The sequence below is a fragment of the Knoellia aerolata DSM 18566 genome (genome assembly GCF_000768695.1).
GTDB classification, from domain to species: Bacteria; Actinomycetota; Actinomycetes; order Actinomycetales; family Dermatophilaceae; genus Knoellia; species Knoellia aerolata.
The window spans coordinates 41158-60733 of record NZ_AVPL01000001.1 but is presented as its reverse complement, the minus strand read 5'-3'; the positions used below and the strand labels follow the sequence as shown (position 1 = coordinate 60733).

Annotated in this window: 16 protein-coding genes; 1 reads left to right on the top strand and 15 read right to left on the bottom strand. The window is 70.0% G+C overall.

The annotated features are described in order from the left end of the window. Nucleotides 1-27: 27 nt before the first annotated feature. The 5 genes from N801_RS00300 to N801_RS00280 all read right to left on the bottom strand — a co-directional run bounded on the left by N801_RS00300 (nucleotide 28) and on the right by N801_RS00280 (nucleotide 5698). On the bottom strand, nucleotides 28-1014 hold the full coding sequence (locus N801_RS00300) for an ABC transporter ATP-binding protein (protein ID WP_245618152.1): 987 nt from the start codon (nucleotides 1012-1014) through the stop codon (nucleotides 28-30). A 4-nt stretch (nucleotides 1015-1018) separates the two neighbouring features. Further along, nucleotides 1019-2053: an ABC transporter ATP-binding protein gene (locus N801_RS00295; RefSeq protein ID WP_052112453.1), complete on the bottom strand. Its 1035-nt coding sequence runs from the start codon at nucleotides 2051-2053 to the stop codon at nucleotides 1019-1021. A gap of 10 nt (nucleotides 2054-2063) precedes the next feature. Next, nucleotides 2064-3032 carry an ABC transporter permease gene (locus N801_RS00290; RefSeq protein WP_084107966.1) on the bottom strand — a complete coding sequence of 323 codons (969 nt, stop codon included), beginning with the start codon at nucleotides 3030-3032 and terminating at the stop codon, nucleotides 2064-2066. Continuing rightward, on the bottom strand, nucleotides 3025-3948 hold the full coding sequence (locus N801_RS00285) for an ABC transporter permease (RefSeq protein ID WP_035931583.1): 924 nt from the start codon (nucleotides 3946-3948) through the stop codon (nucleotides 3025-3027). The genes N801_RS00290 and N801_RS00285 overlap by 8 nt, the downstream gene beginning before the upstream one ends. A gap of 100 nt (nucleotides 3949-4048) precedes the next feature. Beyond that, nucleotides 4049-5698 carry a peptide ABC transporter substrate-binding protein gene (locus tag N801_RS00280; protein ID WP_035931580.1) on the bottom strand — a complete coding sequence of 550 codons (1650 nt, stop codon included), beginning with the start codon at nucleotides 5696-5698 and terminating at the stop codon, nucleotides 4049-4051. 239 nt (nucleotides 5699-5937) lie between these two features. Between N801_RS00280 and N801_RS00275 the strand changes: the two genes are divergently transcribed. After that, entirely contained in the window at nucleotides 5938-6429 is a 492-nt protein-coding gene (locus N801_RS00275) for a copper chaperone PCu(A)C domain-containing protein (protein ID WP_052112452.1), read from the top strand. A gap of 23 nt (nucleotides 6430-6452) precedes the next feature. Here the strand turns inward: N801_RS00275 and N801_RS00270 are convergent, their stop codons facing one another. From N801_RS00270 to nuoF, 10 genes are all read right to left on the bottom strand, one after another. After that, complete coding sequence (locus tag N801_RS00270) at nucleotides 6453-7439, bottom strand: polyprenyl synthetase family protein (RefSeq protein WP_035931577.1); 987 nt, start codon at nucleotides 7437-7439, stop codon at nucleotides 6453-6455. Beyond that, a complete protein-coding gene (gene nuoN, locus N801_RS00265) occupies nucleotides 7436-8989 on the bottom strand; it encodes an NADH-quinone oxidoreductase subunit NuoN (RefSeq protein WP_035931925.1) in 1554 nt (517 codons plus the stop codon). Before nuoN ends, N801_RS00270 begins: the two co-directional genes overlap by 4 nt. 8 nt (nucleotides 8990-8997) lie before the next feature. Further along, nucleotides 8998-10542, bottom strand: a complete 1545-nt coding sequence (locus tag N801_RS00260; protein ID WP_035931574.1) for an NADH-quinone oxidoreductase subunit M — start codon at nucleotides 10540-10542, stop codon at nucleotides 8998-9000. Continuing rightward, entirely contained in the window at nucleotides 10542-12491 is a 1950-nt protein-coding gene (nuoL, locus tag N801_RS00255; protein ID WP_035931571.1) for an NADH-quinone oxidoreductase subunit L, read from the bottom strand. Before nuoL ends, N801_RS00260 begins: the two co-directional genes overlap by 1 nt. 14 nt (nucleotides 12492-12505) lie before the next feature. Next, nucleotides 12506-12805: an NADH-quinone oxidoreductase subunit NuoK gene (nuoK, locus tag N801_RS00250; protein WP_035931569.1), complete on the bottom strand. Its 300-nt coding sequence runs from the start codon at nucleotides 12803-12805 to the stop codon at nucleotides 12506-12508. Further along, nucleotides 12802-13626 (bottom strand): NADH-quinone oxidoreductase subunit J, encoded by an 825-nt coding sequence (locus N801_RS00245; protein ID WP_052112451.1) that lies wholly within the window; start codon nucleotides 13624-13626, stop codon nucleotides 12802-12804. The genes nuoK and N801_RS00245 overlap by 4 nt, the downstream gene beginning before the upstream one ends. Further along, on the bottom strand, nucleotides 13623-14237 hold the full coding sequence (nuoI, locus tag N801_RS00240) for an NADH-quinone oxidoreductase subunit NuoI (protein WP_035931566.1): 615 nt from the start codon (nucleotides 14235-14237) through the stop codon (nucleotides 13623-13625). Before nuoI ends, N801_RS00245 begins: the two co-directional genes overlap by 4 nt. Continuing rightward, on the bottom strand, nucleotides 14230-15699 hold the full coding sequence (gene nuoH / locus N801_RS00235) for an NADH-quinone oxidoreductase subunit NuoH (RefSeq protein WP_035931564.1): 1470 nt from the start codon (nucleotides 15697-15699) through the stop codon (nucleotides 14230-14232). The genes nuoI and nuoH overlap by 8 nt, the downstream gene beginning before the upstream one ends. Next, nucleotides 15696-18197 carry an NADH-quinone oxidoreductase subunit G gene (locus N801_RS00230; protein ID WP_035931560.1) on the bottom strand — a complete coding sequence of 834 codons (2502 nt, stop codon included), beginning with the start codon at nucleotides 18195-18197 and terminating at the stop codon, nucleotides 15696-15698. Before N801_RS00230 ends, nuoH begins: the two co-directional genes overlap by 4 nt. 61 nt (nucleotides 18198-18258) lie before the next feature. Next, a complete protein-coding gene (nuoF, locus tag N801_RS00225; RefSeq protein ID WP_035931918.1) occupies nucleotides 18259-19572 on the bottom strand; it encodes an NADH-quinone oxidoreductase subunit NuoF in 1314 nt (437 codons plus the stop codon). Nucleotides 19573-19576: the final 4 nt, after the last annotated feature.

Here is a 19576-nt window from a genome sequence, read left to right as displayed (position 1 = left end):
CTCCTCACCCGGCTTGGCCACCCCGCCTCAGCGGGTCACGTGCCGGATCTCCGAGAAGTGGCATGCGTCCGGGTGGCCGGCAGCCCGGACCTCGAGGCGAGGTTCGTCCGTGGCGCAGCGGTCCTGGGCCTTCCAGCACCGCGTCCGGAAGTGGCAGCCCGACGGCGGGTCCGCGGGGCTGGGCACGTCGCCCTCGAGCACGATGCGCTCTCCTCCTCCCGCCCGGCGCGGGTCCGGGCTCGGCACCGCGGAGAGGAGGGCCTGCGTGTAGGGGTGGCCGGGCTCGGTGAAGACGTCCGAGCGCTCCCCGACCTCCACGACCTTGCCGAGGTACATCACCGCCACCCGGTCACTGATGTGTCGCACCACCGAGAGGTCGTGCGCGATGAACAGGTAGGCCAGACCGAGGTCGGCCTGCAGCTGGCGCAGGAGGTTGATGACCTGGGCCTGCACCGAGACGTCGAGCGCCGAGACCGCCTCGTCGCAGACGATCACCCGGGGGTCGAGGGCGAGCGCCCGCGCGATCCCGATGCGTTGGCGCTGGCCGCCGGAGAACTGGTGCGGATACCGGTTGACGTGGTCCGGGTCGAGGCCCACGCGCTCGAGCAGCTCCTGGACGCGGCGCCGCCACGAGTCCTTGGGGGCGACCGCCCGGTGCACGGCGAACGGTTCCGCCACGAGGTCTCCGACCGTCATCCGCGGGTTGAGCGACGAGTACGGGTCCTGCAGCACGATCTGGATCTCGCGACGCAGCTCCCGGAGCCGGCGCGCCGACATGGCGTAGACGTCCTCGCCCTCGAAGAGGACCTGTCCGGCGGTGGCCTCCTCGAGGCGCAGCACCAGCTTGGCGACCGTGGACTTCCCGCAGCCGGACTCACCCACCAGACCCAGCGTCTCCCCGGCGCGCAGGTCGAAGTCCACGCCGTCGACGGCGCGCACGGTCCCGACCTGCTTCTTGCGGACCACTCCTTGGGTCAGCGGGTAGTGCTTCACCAGGCCTCGTACCTTCAGCATCGGCTCATCCATGGCTGGTCAGGACCTCCTCCCAGAAGTGGCAGGCCGACTCGCGACCCGGCTGCACGGCATACAGGGGTGGGTCGTCCTCGGCGCACACGTCCTGGGCCATCGGGCAGCGCGGGTGGAACGAGCACCCCGGCGGGATGCGCATGAGGCTCGGCGGGGCCCCGGGGATGGGGACGAGCTCGTCACGCTCGTCGTCCATGCGGGGGATCGACTCGATGAGGCCGAGGGTGTAGGGATGGGCCGGCCTCTCGTAGAGGGCGCTCACCGCACCCTGCTCGACGACGCGGCCGGCGTACATCACGGCGATCCGGTCGGCCACGTCGGCGACCACCCCGAGGTCGTGCGTGATGAGGACGAGCGCCATGGTCGTGTCGCGCTGGAGCTCGGCGAGCAGGTCCATGATCTGGGCCTGGACGGTGACGTCGAGCGCGGTCGTCGGCTCGTCGGCGATGAGGACGTCCGGGCCCAGCGAGAGGGCCATCGCGATCATGATGCGTTGCCGCATGCCGCCGGAGAACTGGTGCGGGTAGTCCCCGTAGCGACGCTCCGCCGCCGGGATGTGCACCCGGTCCATCATCTCGACGGCTCGACGTCGCGCCTCGGCGCGCGACGCGCCCTCGTGCACGCGGTACATCTCCGCGATCTGGTCACCGACGGTGAAGACCGGGTTGAGCGAGCTCAGGGCGTCCTGGAAGACCATGGCGACGTGCCGTCCCCGGATCCGCTGCATCCCGCCCTCGTCGAGCTCGAGCAGCTCCCGGCCCCGGTAGCGGATGCTGCCACGGGTGACGTACCCCGGCGGGGAGTCGATGAGTCCCATGACCGCCTGCGCGCCGACGCTCTTGCCGGACCCGGACTCCCCGAGGATCGCGAGGGTCTCCCCCGCGTCGACGTGGTAGCTCACGCCGTCGACGGCGCGCACGACCCCGTCCCGGGTCCGGAACTCGACGGCCAGGTCCTCGACCTCGAGCAACGGGTCGGCGCGGTGCGGGGTGGCCTCGGTCGCGGTCAGGACCTCAGTGGCAGGCATGGGGCGCTCCTCAACGAAGCTTGGGGTCGAGGGCGTCACGCAGCGCGTCGCCCATAAGGATGAAGGACAGGACGGTCAGGCTGAGGAACAGCCCCGGGAAGAGCAGCAGGTGGGGCGCCTCGGCTATGCGGTACTGCGCGTCGGAGATCATCAGCCCCCACGAGATCGCGGGGAGCTGGAGCCCGACACCGAGGAAGGACAGCGTCGCCTCCGCGGCGATGACGATGCCGACGTAGATGGTCGCGTAGACGATGACCGGGGCGATGGCGTTGGGCAGGATGTGCCGGGTGAGGATGCGCAGGTCGCTCGTGCCGAGGGCGCGGGCCGCCAGCACGTAGTCGCTGTCGCGCACGGAGATCACCGACGAGCGCATGAGCCGGGTCATCGTCGTCCAGCCGAGCACCGCGAGGACGAGGGTCACCTGGAACAGGCCCCGGTTCTCGAAGACGGTGAGGATGACGATGGCGCCGAGGATGAAGGGAAGGCCGAAGACCACGTCGGTGAGGCGAGCGATGACCGCGTCGACGAGCCCTCCGTAGTACCCCGCGAGGCTGCCGAGGACCAGCGCGATGACCAGGGCGGCGAGGGTGACGAGGACGCCGATGGACACGGAGACGCGGGCCCCGTGGACGACCTGGGAGTAGTAGTCGCACCCCAGCAGGTCGTAGCCGAACCAGGAGTCGGCACTCGGCCGGCCCAGCGACCTGGAGAGGTCGCACGCGCGAGGGTCGGTGCGGGTGAACAGGATCGGCGCGATCGCCATGACGACGAAGACGGTGACGACCGCGGCCGCCGCGAGGAAGATCCGGTCGCGGCGCAGCTCCCGCCAGGCGTCCGCCCAGAGGCTGGCGCTGCGTCCGGACAGCTCGCCGACGGGCTCCCCACCGGCCGTGCCGGACTGGTCACGAGCCGCGCCGCGGGACTCGACCTCGCGGGTGTCGACCCTGTCGGTGCGCGCGTCCTTGCGGGTGTCACTCATAGCGGATCCTCGGGTCCAGGACGCCGTAGAGGAGGTCGACGGCGAGGTTGGCGAAGATGAAGACGAGCACCAGCGCGGTCACGATGCCGACCACCACGGGACCCTCCTGGGCCCGGACGGAGAGGAAGACCTGCTGGCCGATCCCGGGGAGGTTGAAGATGCCCTCGGTGACGATGGCCCCGCCCATGAGCGCCCCGAGGTCGATCCCGAGGTAGGTGACGACGGGGATGAGCGAGTTGCGCAGGGCGTGCCGGCCCACCACCCGCCTGCGGCTCAGGCCCTTGGCGGTCGCCGTCCGGACGTAGTCGGACCGCAGGTTCTCCACGAGGCTGGTCCGGGTCAGTCGGGCCACGTAGGCCAGGGAGAGCGCGCCCAGGACGAACCCCGGCAACAGGTAGCTGTACCAGCCCTGCGAGATCCCGGCGATGGGGAACCAGGAGAGCTTGACCCCGAGCAGGAGCTGCAGGCTGAAGCCCAGGACGAAGGTCGGGACCGAGACGATGGCCGTCGTCGTGACCAGCACCAGCGTGTCGAGGTAGGAGCGTCGGCGCAGCGCGGCGACGACCCCGGCGACGAGGCCGATGGCGATCTCGAAGAGGAACGCCACGACGGCCAGGCGGATCGTCACCGGGAAGCGCTGGGCCATGATGTCGGTGACCTCGCGGCCGTTGTAGTCCTTGCCGAAGTCGCCCTGCACGAGACCGACCATGTACTTCGCGTACTGGATGACGAGGGGGTCGTCGAGGTTGTACTCGTCGCGCAGCGTGGCCACGGTCGAGGGGGAGATCGGCCGGTCACCGGCCAGGGCCCGGATCGGGTCTCCGGGGATCGCGAACACCAGGGCGAAGATGAGGAACGTCGTCCCGATGAAGACCGGCATCAGCTGCAGCAGCCGGCGTGCGGTGTACCTGCCCATGGCTCCTCCTTCCTGGTTGGTGGGCGGCTGACGGCGGGAGTCCTCACCCCGCCGCCAGCCACCTCGATGTGGGCCGTCCCTGTGCGGCCCACGGGCCGGACTACTGCTGGACCGTGACGTCCTCCAGCCGGACCCGGGTGAACGCGTCGATGACGACGTCGTCGACCCGGTCCGAGTGCCCGGCCTGCACCTTGCCGAACCACATGGGGATGATCGGCATGTCCTCGAGGATCTGGTCCTCGGCTCGGTGGTAGGCATCGATGCCGGCCTCGACGCTCTCCGCCGCGTTGCCCTCGGCGATGAGCTTGTCGACCGTCGGGTTCGAGTAGGTCGTGTTGTTCGACGAGCCACCGGTGCTGTGGATCGGCTCCAGGTAGTTCTGCGGGCTCGGGTAGTCCATGACCCAGCCGAGGCGGAACGGCCCGGTGACCTCCTCGGCATCGAGCAGCCCGAGGTACTCCGCGAAGGCCAGGGACTTGAACTGCACGTCCGTGATGCCGAGGTTGGTGCGCAGCTGGTTCGAGACCGCCTCCATCCACTTCTCGTGACCCGCGCCGCTGTTGAACCACAGGGTCAGCGGACCGGTCCACCCGCCGGCCTCCTCGAGGAGCTGCTTGGCCTTGGCCGGGTCGTAGGTGCACGCCTCCCCGCACGGGTCCTCACGTGCTCCGGTCACGACCGGCGAGACGACGGACTTCGCGGGCTGGAACGAGCCGTTGAACACCGCGTCGATGATGGCCTGCCGGTCGATGGCCATCGAGAACGCCTGACGCAGCCTGGCGTCCTTGAACTTCGGGTCGTAGAGCGGGAAGCCGACATAGGTGAAGCTGGAGCTCGGTCGCTCGAGGAAGCGCTCACCGAACTGCGACCGGGCCTCGCTGAGCCGCTCCGGCGGCAGCGAGTCCATGATGTCGAGGTTGCCGCCGAGCAGGTCGTTGTATGCCGTGTTGACGTTGGAGTAGATCTTGAACGTCACCGCGTCGGCCTTGGCCTTGTCGCCCTGGTAGTCCTCGTAGCGGGTGACCTTGATCTGCTGGTCGTGCTGCCACTGGCCGTCCATCTTGAACGGGCCGTTCCCGATCGGGCTCTCCTGGTAGGCCTTCGGGTCGTCCTCGTACGCCTTGGGCAGCGGGAAGAAGGCGGTGTAGCCGACGGTCAGCGGGAACTGGCTGAAGGGGTCGGTGAGGGTGACCCGCAAGGTCAGGTCGTCGACGACCTCGAGGCCGCTGAGCTCCTTGGTCCCCGGCGCAGCCGGCTTCTGGGGGCCGTCACCGTCCGGGTCCTTGGGGTTGAGGGCGTCATAGCCCTCGATGTTGGCGAAGAAGTAGTTGTTGCCGTAGGCGTTGGGCCCGTACGCCCCGGCGTTCCACGCCCGGGCATAGGACTGCGCGTCCACCGGCTCGCCGTTGTGGAAGGTGTAGCCCTCCTTGAGCTTGATGGTCCACACCTTCTGGTCCTCCGACTGGATGGACTCCGCGATCGCCCCGTCGTAGGTCAGCTCGCTCGTGTCGGGCGTGAAGTTGACCAGGGGCGTGAAGAGCGCTCCCAGGACCTCCCCGCCGCAGGTCTCGTTGGTGTTCTGGGGGACGAGGTGCTCCGGTTCGCAGACGTACATCGAAAAGCTTCCGCCGTTCTCCGCTTCGCCCTCCGCCGAGTCGGTTCCCTCGTCCTGGCTGCCACCACAGGCGGAGAGCGCCAGCGCTGCTCCGGCGGTGATGGCGATCCAGGTCCTCGTGCGTTGCCGTGCCATGACGGTGACCCTCTCTTCCTGGGATGTGTGCCGCGCCGGGTGCGCGTCCTGTGGTGTCTCCACCCAGCCACGTCCCGGACGCAGGCGCCACACCTCGGACCCGCTTTCGGCCGGTTCGTCACGCAACCTCAAGGGCTGCGTCACCGTTCTGCAACATCCGTGCGGGGACGTCACACGCCTGCGGATTCCGTGACGCGACAACGGTGTTCAGCCCGTGCCGGGCAGGCGAGGCTGGAACCATGCGATCAACCCAAACCTTCCGAACGGCGACCGCCACCCTGGCGGCCGCACTCCTCGCCACCTCCTGCGCGACCAGCCCCACCACGGTCGGCGACTCCCCCGGCACCAACCTCGAGTTCGATGGCGTCAAGATCCGCTACGCCCACCTCGAGGCGCCCAAGGACCCGGACGGGTGGGAGCAGGGGGACGACGTGCCGCTGTACGTCTGGCTGCACAACAGCTCCGGCGAGCCGCGCCGGCTCGTCGGCGCCAGCAGCCCGGTCGCCTCCGCGGTGACCCTCAGCGAGGGGGCGCTGCCCATGGACCTGCCGACGATGGAGTGGCTGCAGCTCGAGCGTGGCCAGCCGCACCTCGTCCTCCACGACATCGAGGAGCAGGTGCGGGGCGCCGAGTTCGTGACCGTCACCCTGACGTTCGCCACCGGAAAGGAGGCAGTGATGCAGGTGGAGGCGGTCGATCCACAACCGGACCCGCCGGCATCCCCCACCTGACCCCCTTGCGCGGGGAGGGTGGCTCAGGAGGTGCGGTCGGTGACCGAGGTGGCCAGGGCGAGCAGGGCCGTCTTGGCCTCGCTCTCGGGCAGCGGCGCGAGGGCCTCCTGGGCCTGCACCCCGACGGCTCGCGTCTCGGCCCGGGCCCGCTCGAGCCCCGGGTGGGCCCGCAGCAGCGTGAGCGCCTCGGCGAGCGCGGCGTCCTCCGACAGGTCCGAGCGCAGCAGCGCCTGCAAGCGTGCGTCGGCGGGGTCCGTCGAGGCCAGCGCATGGAGCACCGCGAGCGTCCGCTTGCCCTCACGCAGGTCGGTGCCCGGCGTCTTGCCCAGCTCCTCCTCGGAGGACTCGATGTCGATGAGGTCGTCGGCGAGCTGGAAGGCCATGCCGAGCCGCTCCCCGTAGACGCGCAGCGTCTCGACGACCTCGTCGGAGCACCCCGAGAACATCGCGCCGTAGCGGGCCGCGGTCGCGATGAGGACACCGGTCTTGTCCTCGAGGACGCGCAGGTAGTAGGCGCCCGAGTCCTCGCCGTCCGCGGCCTGACGCTCGTCGCGGATCTGCCCCGTGCACAGCCGGATGAACGTCTCGGCCTGGATGCGCACCGCCTGCGGACCGAGGTCCGCGACGAGGGCCGACGCGTGCCCGAAGAGCAGGTCGCCGACGAGGATGGCGGTGGAGTTTCCGTATGCCGTGTTGGCCGTCGGCGTCCCGCGCCGCAGGTCCGCCTCGTCCATGACGTCGTCGTGGTAGAGCGAGGCGAGGTGGGTCAGCTCCACCGCGGCGGCGGCGGCCACCACCGAGTCGTCGACGCCGTCCCCGAGCTCGGACGCGAGGATCGTCAGCATCGGCCGGAACCGCTTGCCTCCCGCGCGCAGCAGGTGGACGCTGGCCTCGGCGATGAACGGGTCCTCGTGGTCGATCCGCTCCTCGATGAGCGCCTCGACCCGGGACAGGCCGTCGGTGAGCCGCTGTCGCAGCCCATCCGACACCTCGGGCAGGGCGAGGGTCACTGGATGAACTGCGACACCCGACCGGCGAGGTCGAGGATCGGGCCCGGGACGACGCCGAGGATGACGGTGCCGAGGGCTCCGACCGTGATGGCGATCGTCGAGGCGATGGACGGCGTGAGCGCGACGACCTTGTCGCCGGTCGGCTCGGTGAAGTACATGAGCACGATGAGCCGGAAGTAGACGAACGCCGTGACCGCGGAGGCGAGCACTCCGACGACGACCATGACGACGCCGGCCAGTCCGCCGTGGGCGATCGCCGGGGCGAACGCGGCGAACTTCGCGGTGAAGCCGGACGTCAGCGGGATGCCGGCGAAGGCGAGGAGCAGCAGCGCGAAGATCCCGGCGACGACCGGGTGGTTGCGCCCGAGGCCGGCCCACTGCGACAGGTGCGTCGCCTCGGACCCGCCGGAGCGGACGAGGGCGACGATGGCGAAGGCCGCGATCGTGGCCAGGCCGTAGGCGAGCAGATAGAACATCACGCCGGAGACACCGGTGACGTCGAAGGCGAGGACGCCGACGAGGATGAAGCCCGCGTGCGCCACCGACGAGTAGGCGAGCAGCCGCTTGATGTCGGTCTGGGTCACGGACAGGACCGCACCCACGACCATCGTCAGCACGGCGATGGCCGCGACGCCGAGGCGCCACTCCAGACGCGAGGACTCGACGCCGACGTAGGTGAAGCGCAGGATCGCGCCGAAGGCGGCGAGCTTGGTCGCGGCGGCCATGAAGCCGGTGACCGGGCTCGGCGCACCCTGGTAGGCGTCCGGGGTCCACGAGTGGAACGGCACGGCACCGATCTTGAACAGCAGGCCGATGAGGACGAGGACGACGCCCGGGAGCAGCAGCCCCTCGTAGGCACTGTTGGCCGTCGTGATCGCGGTGGCGATGTCCGCGAGGTCGGACGAGCCGGCATACCCGTAGAGCAGGGCGGCACCGAAGAGGAAGAACGCCGACGAGAAGGCGCCGAGGATGAAGTACTTCAGCGACGCCTCCTGCGAGAGCAGGCGGCGTCGGCGCGCCAGCCCGGTGAGGACGTACAGCGGGAGCGAGAGGACCTCGAGCGCGACGAACATCGTGATGAGGTCGTTGGCCGAGACGAACATGAGCATGCCGAACACCGCGAACATCGTCAGCGGGAACGCCTCCGACGTGGCGTACCCGGCCCGGTCGGCGGCGGACTCGGCCGGCGAGCCCGGCGTCGCCGCACCCATGGGTGTGAAGGCGTCGGCGGACCGGCCACCGAAGCGCTCCGACATCGTGAGGACGCCGAGGATCGCGAAGATCAGCAGGCCGCCCTGGAGGAACAGGGCCGGTCCGTCGATGGCGATGGAGCCACCCGCCGTCACCGTGTGGTGGTCGACCGAGACCAGCGCGAGGAACGCGAACGACGCGACGAGCGCGGCGAGGGCCAGCCCCACCTGGATCGCGTGGCGCCGGAGCCGCGGCGCGAACGCCTCGGCGAGCACCCCGACGAGCGCGGCGCCCACGACGATGAGCATCGGCGCCACGGCGGCGTAGTCGACCGTCACGGCCTCGAAGGCCGTGGGCATGAGGGCGGTCACTGGGCACTCCCGGAGGCGTTGGTCGGCGCCGGGTCAGTGACGCCGACGAGGTCGAGGGTCTGCTTCACGGCGGGGTTCACGAGGTCGAGGACCGGCTTCGGGTAGGCCCCGAGCAGGAGGAACGAGGCGATGATCGGCACCACGACGAGCTTCTCGCGCAGGCCCAGGTCACGCGGCTCGCGCCCCTCGAGGAACACCGGGCGCGGGCCGGTGAAGACCCGCTGGTAGGTGAGCAGGATGTAGAGCGCGGCGAGCACGATGCCGAGCGTCGCGATGACGGCCGCCACCTCGTAGCGCTGGTACGTCCCGGTGAGCACGAGGAACTCGGAGACGTAGGACGACAGCCCCGGCAGGGCCAGCGACGACAGCCCGGAGACGAGGAAGGTCCCGGCGAGGAGGGGGGTGACCCGCTGCCAGCCGCCGTAGTCGGCGATCCGCTGCGAGCCGTGGCGGGTGATGAGGAAGCCGGCGATGAGGAACAGCCCGGCGGTCGCGAACCCGTGGTTGATCATGTAGAGCGCCGACCCGGACCCGGCCGTCGACGTCATCGCGAAGATGCCGAGGACGATGAGCCCGAAGTGGCTGATCGAGGTGAACGCGATGAGCCGCATGATGTCGCGCGAGCCGATCGCGAGGAGTCCTCCGTAGATCACCGAGATGACGGCGAGCGTGATGACCACCGGGGTGGCCCACTTCGACGCCTCGGGGAACATGCCGAGGCAGAAGCGCAGCATCCCGAAGGTGCCGACCTTGTCGAGCACGCCGACGAGGAGGACGGCCGTGGCCGGGCGCGCCTCGGAGGCCGCGTCGGGCAGCCACGTGTGGACCGGCCACATCGGCGCCTTGATCGCGAAGGCGATGAAGAAGCCGACGAACAGCCAGCGCTGCGTGGTGGTGGAGGCGGTCACGCCGCCCTCGAGGGCCTCGTAGAGGAAGCCCTGCTCACCGCCGGGACCGTTGAAGTACAGGGCGATGACGGCGACGAGCATGACGAGCCCGCCGACGAGCGAGAAGAGGATGAACTTCACCGCGGCGTACTGCCTCCGCGGGCCGCCGAAGAGCCCGATGAGGAAGTACACCGGGATGAGCATGGCCTCGAAGAAGACGTAGAAGAGGAAGACGTCGCGCGCCGCGAACACGCCCACCATGAAGGTGAGCAGCACGAGCATGAGCGCGAAGTAGGTCTTCTCGCGCTGCGGCTCGGCGTCCTCACCGAGGTCGTTCCACGCGGCGAGCAGGCACACCGGCGTGAGGATCGTGGCCATGACGATGAGCGAGAGCGCGATGCCGTCGACGCCGAGCGCGTAGGAGACCCCGAACTGCGGGATCCACGAGTGCGTCTCGGTGAGCTGGTAGCGGTCCGAGGAGCCGTCGCCGTCGAAGCGGGCCCACGCGAGCAGGGCCAGCGCGAGGGTGACGAGCGAGGTGGCCAGCGCGATCGGCTTGGCCAGTCGCGCGGACCCGCCCGGCAGCAGCGCGACGACCGCCGCGCCGACGAGCGGCACGACCATCATGACCGTGAGCAGGGGGAAGCCGGACATCAGTTCATCACCCACAGGGCTCCGAGGACGACGACGACGCCGGTGAGCATCGTCAGGGCATAGGACCGGGCGTAGCCGGTCTGCAGGCGGCGCAGCCGTGAGGACGCCCCGCCGATGGACGCGGCGAGCGAGCCGGTGACACCGTCGACACCCTTGCCGTCGGTGAAGACGAGCGCGCGGGTGAGGTGGGTGCCGGGCCGCATGAACAGGCCCTCGTTGATGGCGTCCTGGTAGAGGTCGGCGCGAGCCGCCTGGGTGAGGAGCGAGCCGCGCGGGGCCGTCTCCGGCACCGTGTCACGCCAGTAGAGCATCCAGGCGTAGGCCGCCCCACCGGCGACGAGGAGGAGGGTCAGCCCCATGATGACGGGCACCGCGAGGACGGGGTGCTCGTCACCGTGCTCGCCGACGACCGGCTCGAGCCAGTGCGAGAACGTGCCGCCCCACGAGAGGGCGAGGCCGAGCACTCCCGAGCCGACGGCGAGGACGATCATCGGCACGGTCATCGTCAGCGGTGACTCGTGCGGGTGGTACTCCGGCTCCCCCTCGCGGGCGTCGACCCAGCGCTTCTTGCCGTGGAAGGTCATGAAGAACAGGCGCGACATGTAGAAGGCGGTGATGCCGGCGCCGATGAGCGCGACGAAGCCGAAGACCCACGGCCGCCAGCCCTCACCGATGAACGCGGACTCGATGATCTTGTCCTTGGACCAGAACCCGGAGAAGGGGGGGACACCGAGGATCGCGAGCCAGCCCAGGCCGAACGTCACCCACGTGATCTTCATCGCGCTCGACAGGCCACCGAAGCGGCGCATGTTCACCTGGTCGTTCATGCCGTGCATGACCGAGCCGGCGCCGAGGAACATCCCCGCCTTGAAGAAGCCGTGCGTGACGAGGTGGAAGATGGCGAAGGCGTAGCCGACCGGGCCGAGACCCGCGGCGAGCATCATGTAGCCGATCTGGCTCATCGTCGAGGCGGCCAGCGCCTTCTTGATGTCGTCCTTGGCGCAGCCGACGATCGCGCCGTAGAGCAGCGTGATCGCGCCGACGACCGCCACGGCGAGCTGCGCGTTCGGGGCCGCGTTGAAGATCGTGTGCGAGCGGACGATGAGATAGACACCGGCGGTGACCATCGTCGCCGCGTGGATGAGCGCGGAGACCGGGGTCGGACCGGCCATGGCGTCACCGAGCCAGGACTGCAGCGGGAACTGCGCCGACTTGGCGCACGCCCCGAGCAGCAGGAGCAGACCGAGGACGGTCATCGCCGTCGACCCAGCCTCGGCGGCACCGGCGTGGACGGTCTCGAAGTCGACCGCTCCGAAGGTGAAGAACATGACCATGATCGCCACGGACATCCCGACGTCGCCGACGCGGTTGACGAAGAACGCCTTGTTGGCCGCCGTCGCGTACGCCGGGTTGTGGTTCCAGAAGCCGATGAGCAGGTATGACGCCAGCCCCACTCCCTCCCAGCCGACGAACAGCAGGAGGTAGGAGTCGGCCAGCACGAGCAGGAGCATGGAGGCGACGAACAGGTTGAGGTAGGCGAAGAACTTGCGCCGGTCGGCGTCGTGCTCCATGTAGCCGATCGAGTACACGTGGATGAGCGAGCCGACGAAGGTGATGAGCAGGACGAACGCGATCGACAGCTGGTCGATGAGCAGCCCGGTCTCGAGCTGGAACTGCCCCGCCGGGACCCAGTTCCAGCCGCCGACGTGGGCCGCGCGCTCCTCGGTGCCCCGCCCCGCCATCGCGAGGACGATGAGGAAGCCGAGCACGAAGCTGGCCCACGAGAGTGCCGTGGCGAGCAGGTGGCCCCAGGCGTTCGTGACGCGGCCCCCGACGAGGAGGAGTGCGGCTCCCAGCAGGGGCAGCCCGACGAGGAGCCAGGCGTATGCCGTGATGCCGGTGGCCGCAGCCACCTCGCCTTCCGCGGCGAGCTGTACGAGTGAGTTCACGAGTGCGGGCCCCTTCAGAGCTTCAGCAAGTTGGCGTCGTCGACCGAGGCCGACCGGCGGGACCGGAAGATCATCATGATGATGGCCAGGCCGACGACGACCTCGGCCGCCGCGACGACCATGACGAACAGGGCGATCACCTGGCCGTCGAGGGTGCCGTGCATGCGCGCGAAGGTGACGAACACGAGGTTCGCGGCGTTGAGCATGAGCTCGACACCCATGAAGACCACGATCGCGTTGCGCCTCGTGAGGACCGTCGCGCCACCGATGACGAAGAGCAGCGTCGCCAGGTAGACGTAGTTCATCAGGTTCACGGCTGGTCCTCCCCGGTGACCGGGCTCCCGGGTTGCGGGAGCCGGCCGGGCACGTCGTCGGCGGCGATGTCGCGCTCCATCTCGTCGGAGGCCTCGACCCACGGCGTCGCGGAGGCGACCTGGCCGCGGGCGGTGAGGACCCTCGAGACCGACAGCTCGCTCGGCGAGCCGTCCGGGAGCAGGGCGGGGGTGTCGACCGCGTTGTGGCGGGCGTAGACGCCCGGGGCGGGCAGGCCGGCGAGGTTCTCACCGGAGCGGATCCGGCGCTCGCTCCACGTGCGCTGGTTCGGCGCGGAGCCGAGGCGCTCGCGGTGGGCGAGGACCATGGCGGCCAGGGCCGCCGTGATGAGCAGCGCCGAGGTGGTCTCGAAGACCCACACGTAGCGGCCGAAGATCAGCTCGGCGACCCCCGACACGTTGCCGGTCTCGGAGTTGATCGCGTCGAGCTTGTTCGCCGGGCCGTCACCGACGGTGACCCGGCCGATGGCGCCGACGAGCAGGGCGCCCAGGCCGAGGGACAGCACGGCGGTCGCGGCGCGCTGGCCCTTGAGGGTCTCGACGACGCTGTCGGAGGAGTCGACGCCGACGAGCATGACGACGAAGAGGAAGAGCATCATCACGGCGCCGGTGTAGACGAAGATCTGGATGACGCCGAGGAAGTCGGCACCCTGCGCGAGGTAGAAGATGCCGAGCATGATCATCGTCAGCGCCATGCCGAGGGCGGCGTGGACGGCCTTGCGGGCGAAGACCAGGCCCAGCGCGCCGACGACGCAGAGCGGGGCGAGGACCCAGAAGAGGACCGCTTCACCTGTGCTGGTCATGAGGACACCTCCTCGGTCGTCCTGACGTGGTGCTCGTCGACCCACGACTTCTGGGTGGGCGTGGCCTCGGAGACGGAGCCGAGGTAGTAGTCGCGCTCCTCCAGGCCCTCCACCATCGGGTGCGGCGGGCTGAGCATGCCACCCTGCAGCGGCGCGAGCAGCTGCTCCTTGGTGAAGATGAGGTCGGCGCGGTTGTTGTCGGCGATCTCGTACTCGTTGGTCATCGTCAGCGCGCGCGTCGGGCAGGCCTCGATGCACAGCCCGCAGAAGATGCAGCGCAGGTAGTTGATCTGGTAGACGCGGCCGTAGCGCTCGCCGGGTGAGAAGCGACCGGCGCCGCCCTCGCTGTCGTCGTTGTTGGCGCCCTCGACGAGGATCGCGTCCGCGGGGCAGGCCCACGCGCACAGCTCACAGCCGACGCACTTCTCCAGCCCGTCGGGGTGACGGTTGAGCTGGTGGCGGCCGTGGAAGCGCTGCGCCGTGGGGCGCTTCACCTCGGGGTACTCGGTCGTGGCGACCTTGCGGAACATCGTCGCGAAGGTCACCCCGAACCCACCCACGGGGGCGAAGAGGTCGGAGAGGAACCCGCCCTTCTTCTCGTCGTCAGCCACGGGGGGCCTCCTTGTCGGGGTCGGACGTGGCGGCGGACACCGGCGACTGGGTCACGGGCTCGGCCTCGGGAAGTGCGGGGGCGCCGACGCGGGCGGTCTCGCGCAGCCGCTGACCGGGCATGGGCGGCACGACGAACCCACCGGCATACGGGTCGATCTCCTCAGGCGGAGCGGCGGCCGCTGCTGCTTCTCTGGCGAGGGCGCGGTTGTCCCACCACCAGCCGAGCGCGAGCGCGCCGACGGCGACGAGGCCGACGATGAGCAGCGACGAGATCGGGAACCGGCGGCCCGCGAACTCGAGCGCCGAGTCACCGAACCAGCCGTTCTGCGCACCACGGAAGAACGCGACGAGGACGACCCACCCCAGGGTGGCGGGGATGAGGAACTTCCACCCGAAGCGCATGAACTGGTCGTAGCGGGTGCGAGGCAGCGAGCCGCGCAGCCACACGAAGACGAACATGAACATCCACAGCTTGACGGTGAACCAGAGCAGGCCCCACCAGCCCTCGTTGAACATGCCGTCGTTGATGGCCGCGATGCCGGGAGGCGCCTGCCAGCCGCCGAGGAACATCGTCGTCGCCAGCGCGGCGACGGTGAACATGTTGATGTACTCGCCGAGGAAGAACATGGCGAAGCGCATCGAGCCGTACTCGGTGTGGAAGCCACCGGTGAGCTCGCCCTCGCCCTCGGCGAGGTCGAACGGGAGGCGGTTGGTCTCGCCGACCATGGTGATGACGTAGACGAAGAAGCTGAAGAACGCCGGGATGATGTACCAGACGTTGCCCTGGGCGCCGACGATCTGCGAGGTCGACATCGAGCCGCTGTAGAGGAACACGGCGACGAGCGAGAGGCCCATGGCGATCTCGTAGGAGATCATCTGGGCCGAGGAGCGCAGGCCACCCATGAGCGGGTACGGCGAGCCCGACGACCAGCCCGCGAGGACGACGCCGTAGATGCCGATGCCGGCGATGGCGAGCACGAAGAGCACCGCGATCGAGGAGTCCGCGAGCTGGAGCGGCGTGCGGTGCCCGAACATGCTCACCTCACCGGCGAGCGGGATGATCGCGAAGCCGATGAAGCACATCGTCGCGGTGATGAGCGGTGCCAGCGTGAAGACGAACCGGTCCGCCTTGGCGGGGGTGTTGTCCTCCTTGAGCATCGACTTCATGCCGTCGGCGAGGGTCTGGAGCAGGCCGAAGGGACCGTTGCGGTTGGGTCCGGGCCGCTGCTGCATGCGGCCGATGACCCGGCGCTCGAACCAGATGACGAGCAGGGTCGAGACGAGCAGGTAGACGAAGATGATGAGCGCCTTGACGAGCGAGAGCCACCACGGCGTGTCGGAGAAGTCGGCCCGCGGGTTGTCCTTGCCCTCCGTGGCGAGACTGCCGAGAGCCTGTATGCCGGTCAGTCCGGTGTCGGCGAACGTGCCGACCGCGTGCTGGACGCTGAGGATGATGCTCATGGTGTGTCCACCTTGTCCACCTTGGTGACGGAGACGCGGATGCCCGGGGCGTCCGCGAGCGTGCCCCGGAGGTCGCAGCCCGCGGAGTGGGTCGGGAGCCAGACGACGTGGTCGGCCATCTCGGTGACGTCGACGGGGACGGTGACGGTGACGGTGCCGGCCCGGACGTTCACCGAGTCGCCGTCGGCGACCCCGATCGAGGCGGCGGTCGTCGCCGAGACCTTGGCGGCGGCCCGGGGGGCCGTGCCGGCGAGGAACGGCTCGCCGTCCTGGAGGATGCCCTTGTCGAGCAGGTGGCGCCACGTCGCGAGGACGAGGTGACCGTCCTCGGCGCTCGGCACCTCACCGGCGGCGACGTCGGGGGCCGCGAGCCGGCCCTCCTCGGAGCCCGGGCCGAGGCGCTCCATCTCGGAGCGGATCTCGGCGACGGTGCGGCACCCGAGGAACTCGCCCATCTCGTCGGCGAGCATGTGGAGGGCGCGGTGGTCGCTGACGAAGCCGGTGTCGAGGGCCTGGGCGAAGGGGCGGGTGCGGCCTTCCCAGTCCACGAAGGCGCCCGACTTCTCGGCGTGCGCGGCGACGGGCAGGACGACGTCGGCGATGGCGGTCACGGCCGACTCGCGGATCTCGAGCGAGACGACGAAGGGTGCCTCGAACGCGGCGAGCGCGTCGGCCCGTCCGAGGTCGAGCGGGTCGACCCCACCGACGACGAGCGCACCGATCTCGCCGGAGCGAGCCGCCTCGAGGATCGCGGCAGCGTCCCGGCCGGGCGCCTCGGGGAGGGCGTCGACCTGCCACACCGAGGCGACGTCGGCCCGGGCCGCGGCGTCGGCGACGGGGCGGCCGCCGGGCAGCAGGGTGGGGAGGGCGCCGGCCTCGAGGGCACCGCGCTCCCCCGCACGACGGGGGATCCACGCGAGGCGGGCCCCAGTGGTCTCGGCCAGGCGAGCAGCGGCGCTCAGCGCACCGGGCACGGTCGCGAGGCGCTCACCGACGAGGATGATCGCGCCGTCACCGCGCAGCGCCTCGGCGGCCGCGCGGACGGTGTCGGGACCGTCCCCGGCAGCGCCGCTGGCCGAGCCCTTGCCGAGGGCGTCCAGCACCTCGGGCTCGGTGCCCGGGGCGGTGGGGATGAGCCGACCGGAGACCTTGTCGAGCCCGCGGGTCGCGACGGGCGACACGGCATACACGGCCGTCTTGTTCTTGCGCGACGCCTTGCGCAGACGCAGGAAGACGATCGGGCTCTCGTCCTCGGGCTCGAAGCCCGCGAGGACGACGGTCTTGGCGGTCTCGAGGTCGGCGTAGGTGACCGCGCCGCCCGCGGGGCCGGTGGCGACGACGCGGGAGGCGAGGAAGTCGGCCTCCTCCGCCGAGTGCGGGCGGGCACGGAAGTCGATGTCGTTGGTGCCGAGCACCGTTCGCGCGAACTTCGAGTACGCGTAGGCATCCTCGGCGGACACGCGGCCGCCGGTGAGGACACCGACGCCGGACGCCGCGCGCAGGCCTGCGGCGGCGGCCTCGAGGGCCTCACGCCAGGAGGCGACACGGAGCTCGCCGTCCTCGCGCACCATCGGGAGCTGGAGCCGGGCCGGGGTGGCGGCGTACTGGAAGGCCCAGCGACCCTTGTCGCAGTTCCACTCCTCGTTGACCTCCGGGTCGTTCCCCGCGAGGCGGCGCAGGACGGCGCCGCGGCGGTGGTCGGTGCGCATCGAGCAGCCGCTCGCGCAGTGCTCACAGATGCTCGGCGTCGAGACGAGGTCGAACGGGCGGGCCCGGAAGCGGTACGCCGCTCCGGTGAGCGCGCCGACCGGGCAGATCTGGACGGTGTTGCCGGAGAAGTACGACTCGAACGGCTTCTCCTCGTAGATGCCGACCTGCTGCAGGGCACCGCGCTCGACGAGCGCGATGAACGGGTCGCCGGCGACCTGGTCGGAGAAGCGCGTGCAGCGCGCACACAGCACGCAGCGCTCGCGGTCGAGGAGGACCTGGCTGGAGATGTTGATCGGCTTGGGGTAGGTCCGCTTGACGTCCTCGAACCGGCTGACCGCGCGGCCGTTGCTCATCGCCTGGTTCTGCAGGGGGCACTCGCCACCCTTGTCGCAGACCGGGCAGTCGAGCGGGTGGTTGATGAGCAGGAACTCCATCTGCCCGTGCTGCGCCTTGTCGGCGACGGGTGACGTGTGCTGGGTGTTGACCTGCATGCCCGGGGAGACCGTCATCGTGCAGGAGGCCTGCGGCTTCGGCATGGGGCGCAGGGTGCCGTCCGGGCCGGGCGTCGCGACGTCGACGAGGCACTGGCGGCAGGCTCCGACCGGCTCGAGTAGCGGGTGGTCGCAGAAGCGCGGGATCTCGATCCCGACCTGTTCGGCCGCCCGGATGACGAGGGTGTTCTTGGGGACGGAGACGTCGATGCCGTCGATGGTGAGCTCCACCATCTCGACCGCCGGCTTCGGCGAGCCGCCGGTGGTCTTGGCGCTCTGGTCTGAGGTCACAGTCATGCGGGGTCCCCAAGGCGTTGTGTGGAGGAGCGAAGCGGGGGAACAGAACGTCGTGGGGTGCTCATGCCGTCACGCGGTCCTTGTGGAAGAGCGTCGACTCGCGAGAGTCGAAGGGGCAGGCACCCTGCGTGAGGTGCGCGATGTACTCCTCGCGGAAGTACTGGATCGAGCTCGTGATCGGGCTCGTCGCTCCGTCGCCCAGCGCACAGAAGGCGCGGCCGAGGATGTTGTCGCAGATGTCGAGCAGCTTGTCGAGGTCCTCCTCGGACCCCTGACCGTGCTCGAGGCGGCCGAGGATCTGCTTGAGCCACCACGTGCCCTCGCGGCACGGGGTGCACTTGCCGCAGGACTCGTGCTTGTAGAAGTCGGTCCATCGGTCCACGGCGCGCACGACACAGGTCGTCTCGTCGAAGATCTGCAGGGCGCGGGTGCCGAGCATCGAGCCGGCCGCGGCGACCGACTCGAAGTCGAGGGGGACGTCGAGGTGCTCGGCGGTGAACAGCGGCGTCGAGGAGCCGCCCGGCGTCCAGAACTTCAGCTGCTTGTCGGGGTCGCGCATGCCACCGGCCATGTCGAGCAGCTCGCGCAGGGTGATGCCGAGCGGCGCCTCGTACTGGCCGGGGTTCTTGACGTGGCCCGAGAGGCTGAAGATGCCGAAGCCCTGGGACTTCTCGGTGCCCATGTCGGAGAACCACTCTGAGCCGTGGAGCAGGATCGGCGGCACCGACGCGATGCTCTCGACGTTGTTGACGACGGTGGGGCGTGAGTACAGGCCGGCGACGGCGGGGAACGGGGGCTTGAGCCGCGGCTGGCCACGACGGCCCTCGAGGCTGTCGAGCAGCGCCGTCTCCTCGCCACAGATGTAGGCGCCGGCACCGGCGTGGACGGTCACCTCGAGGTCGAACCCCGAGCCGTGGATGTTCTTGCCGAGGTGGCCGGCGGCGTACGCCTCCTCGACGGCACGCAGCAGCCGCCGGTAGACGTGGACGACCTCACCGCGGATGTAGATGAAGGCGTGGTTGCACCCGATCGCGTACGACGTGATCGCGACGCCCTCGATGAGGAACTGCGGCGCGGCCATCATGAGCGGGATGTCCTTGCAGGTGCCCGGCTCGGACTCGTCCGCGTTGACGACGAGGTAGCGGGGACCGCCGTCCGGCGGGGGCAGGAAGCCCCACTTCATGCCGGTGGGGAACCCGGCGCCGCCGCGACCGCGCAGGCCGGAGTCCTTGGTGAGCTGGACGAGGTCCTCGGGCTTCATGCCCAGGGCCTTCTTGAAGGCCTGGTAGCCCTCGTTCTTCTCGTAGGTCTCGAGGGTCCAGCTCTGGGGGTCGTCCCAGAACTTGGTGAGGATCGGGGTGAGCGTGGTGGTCACGGCG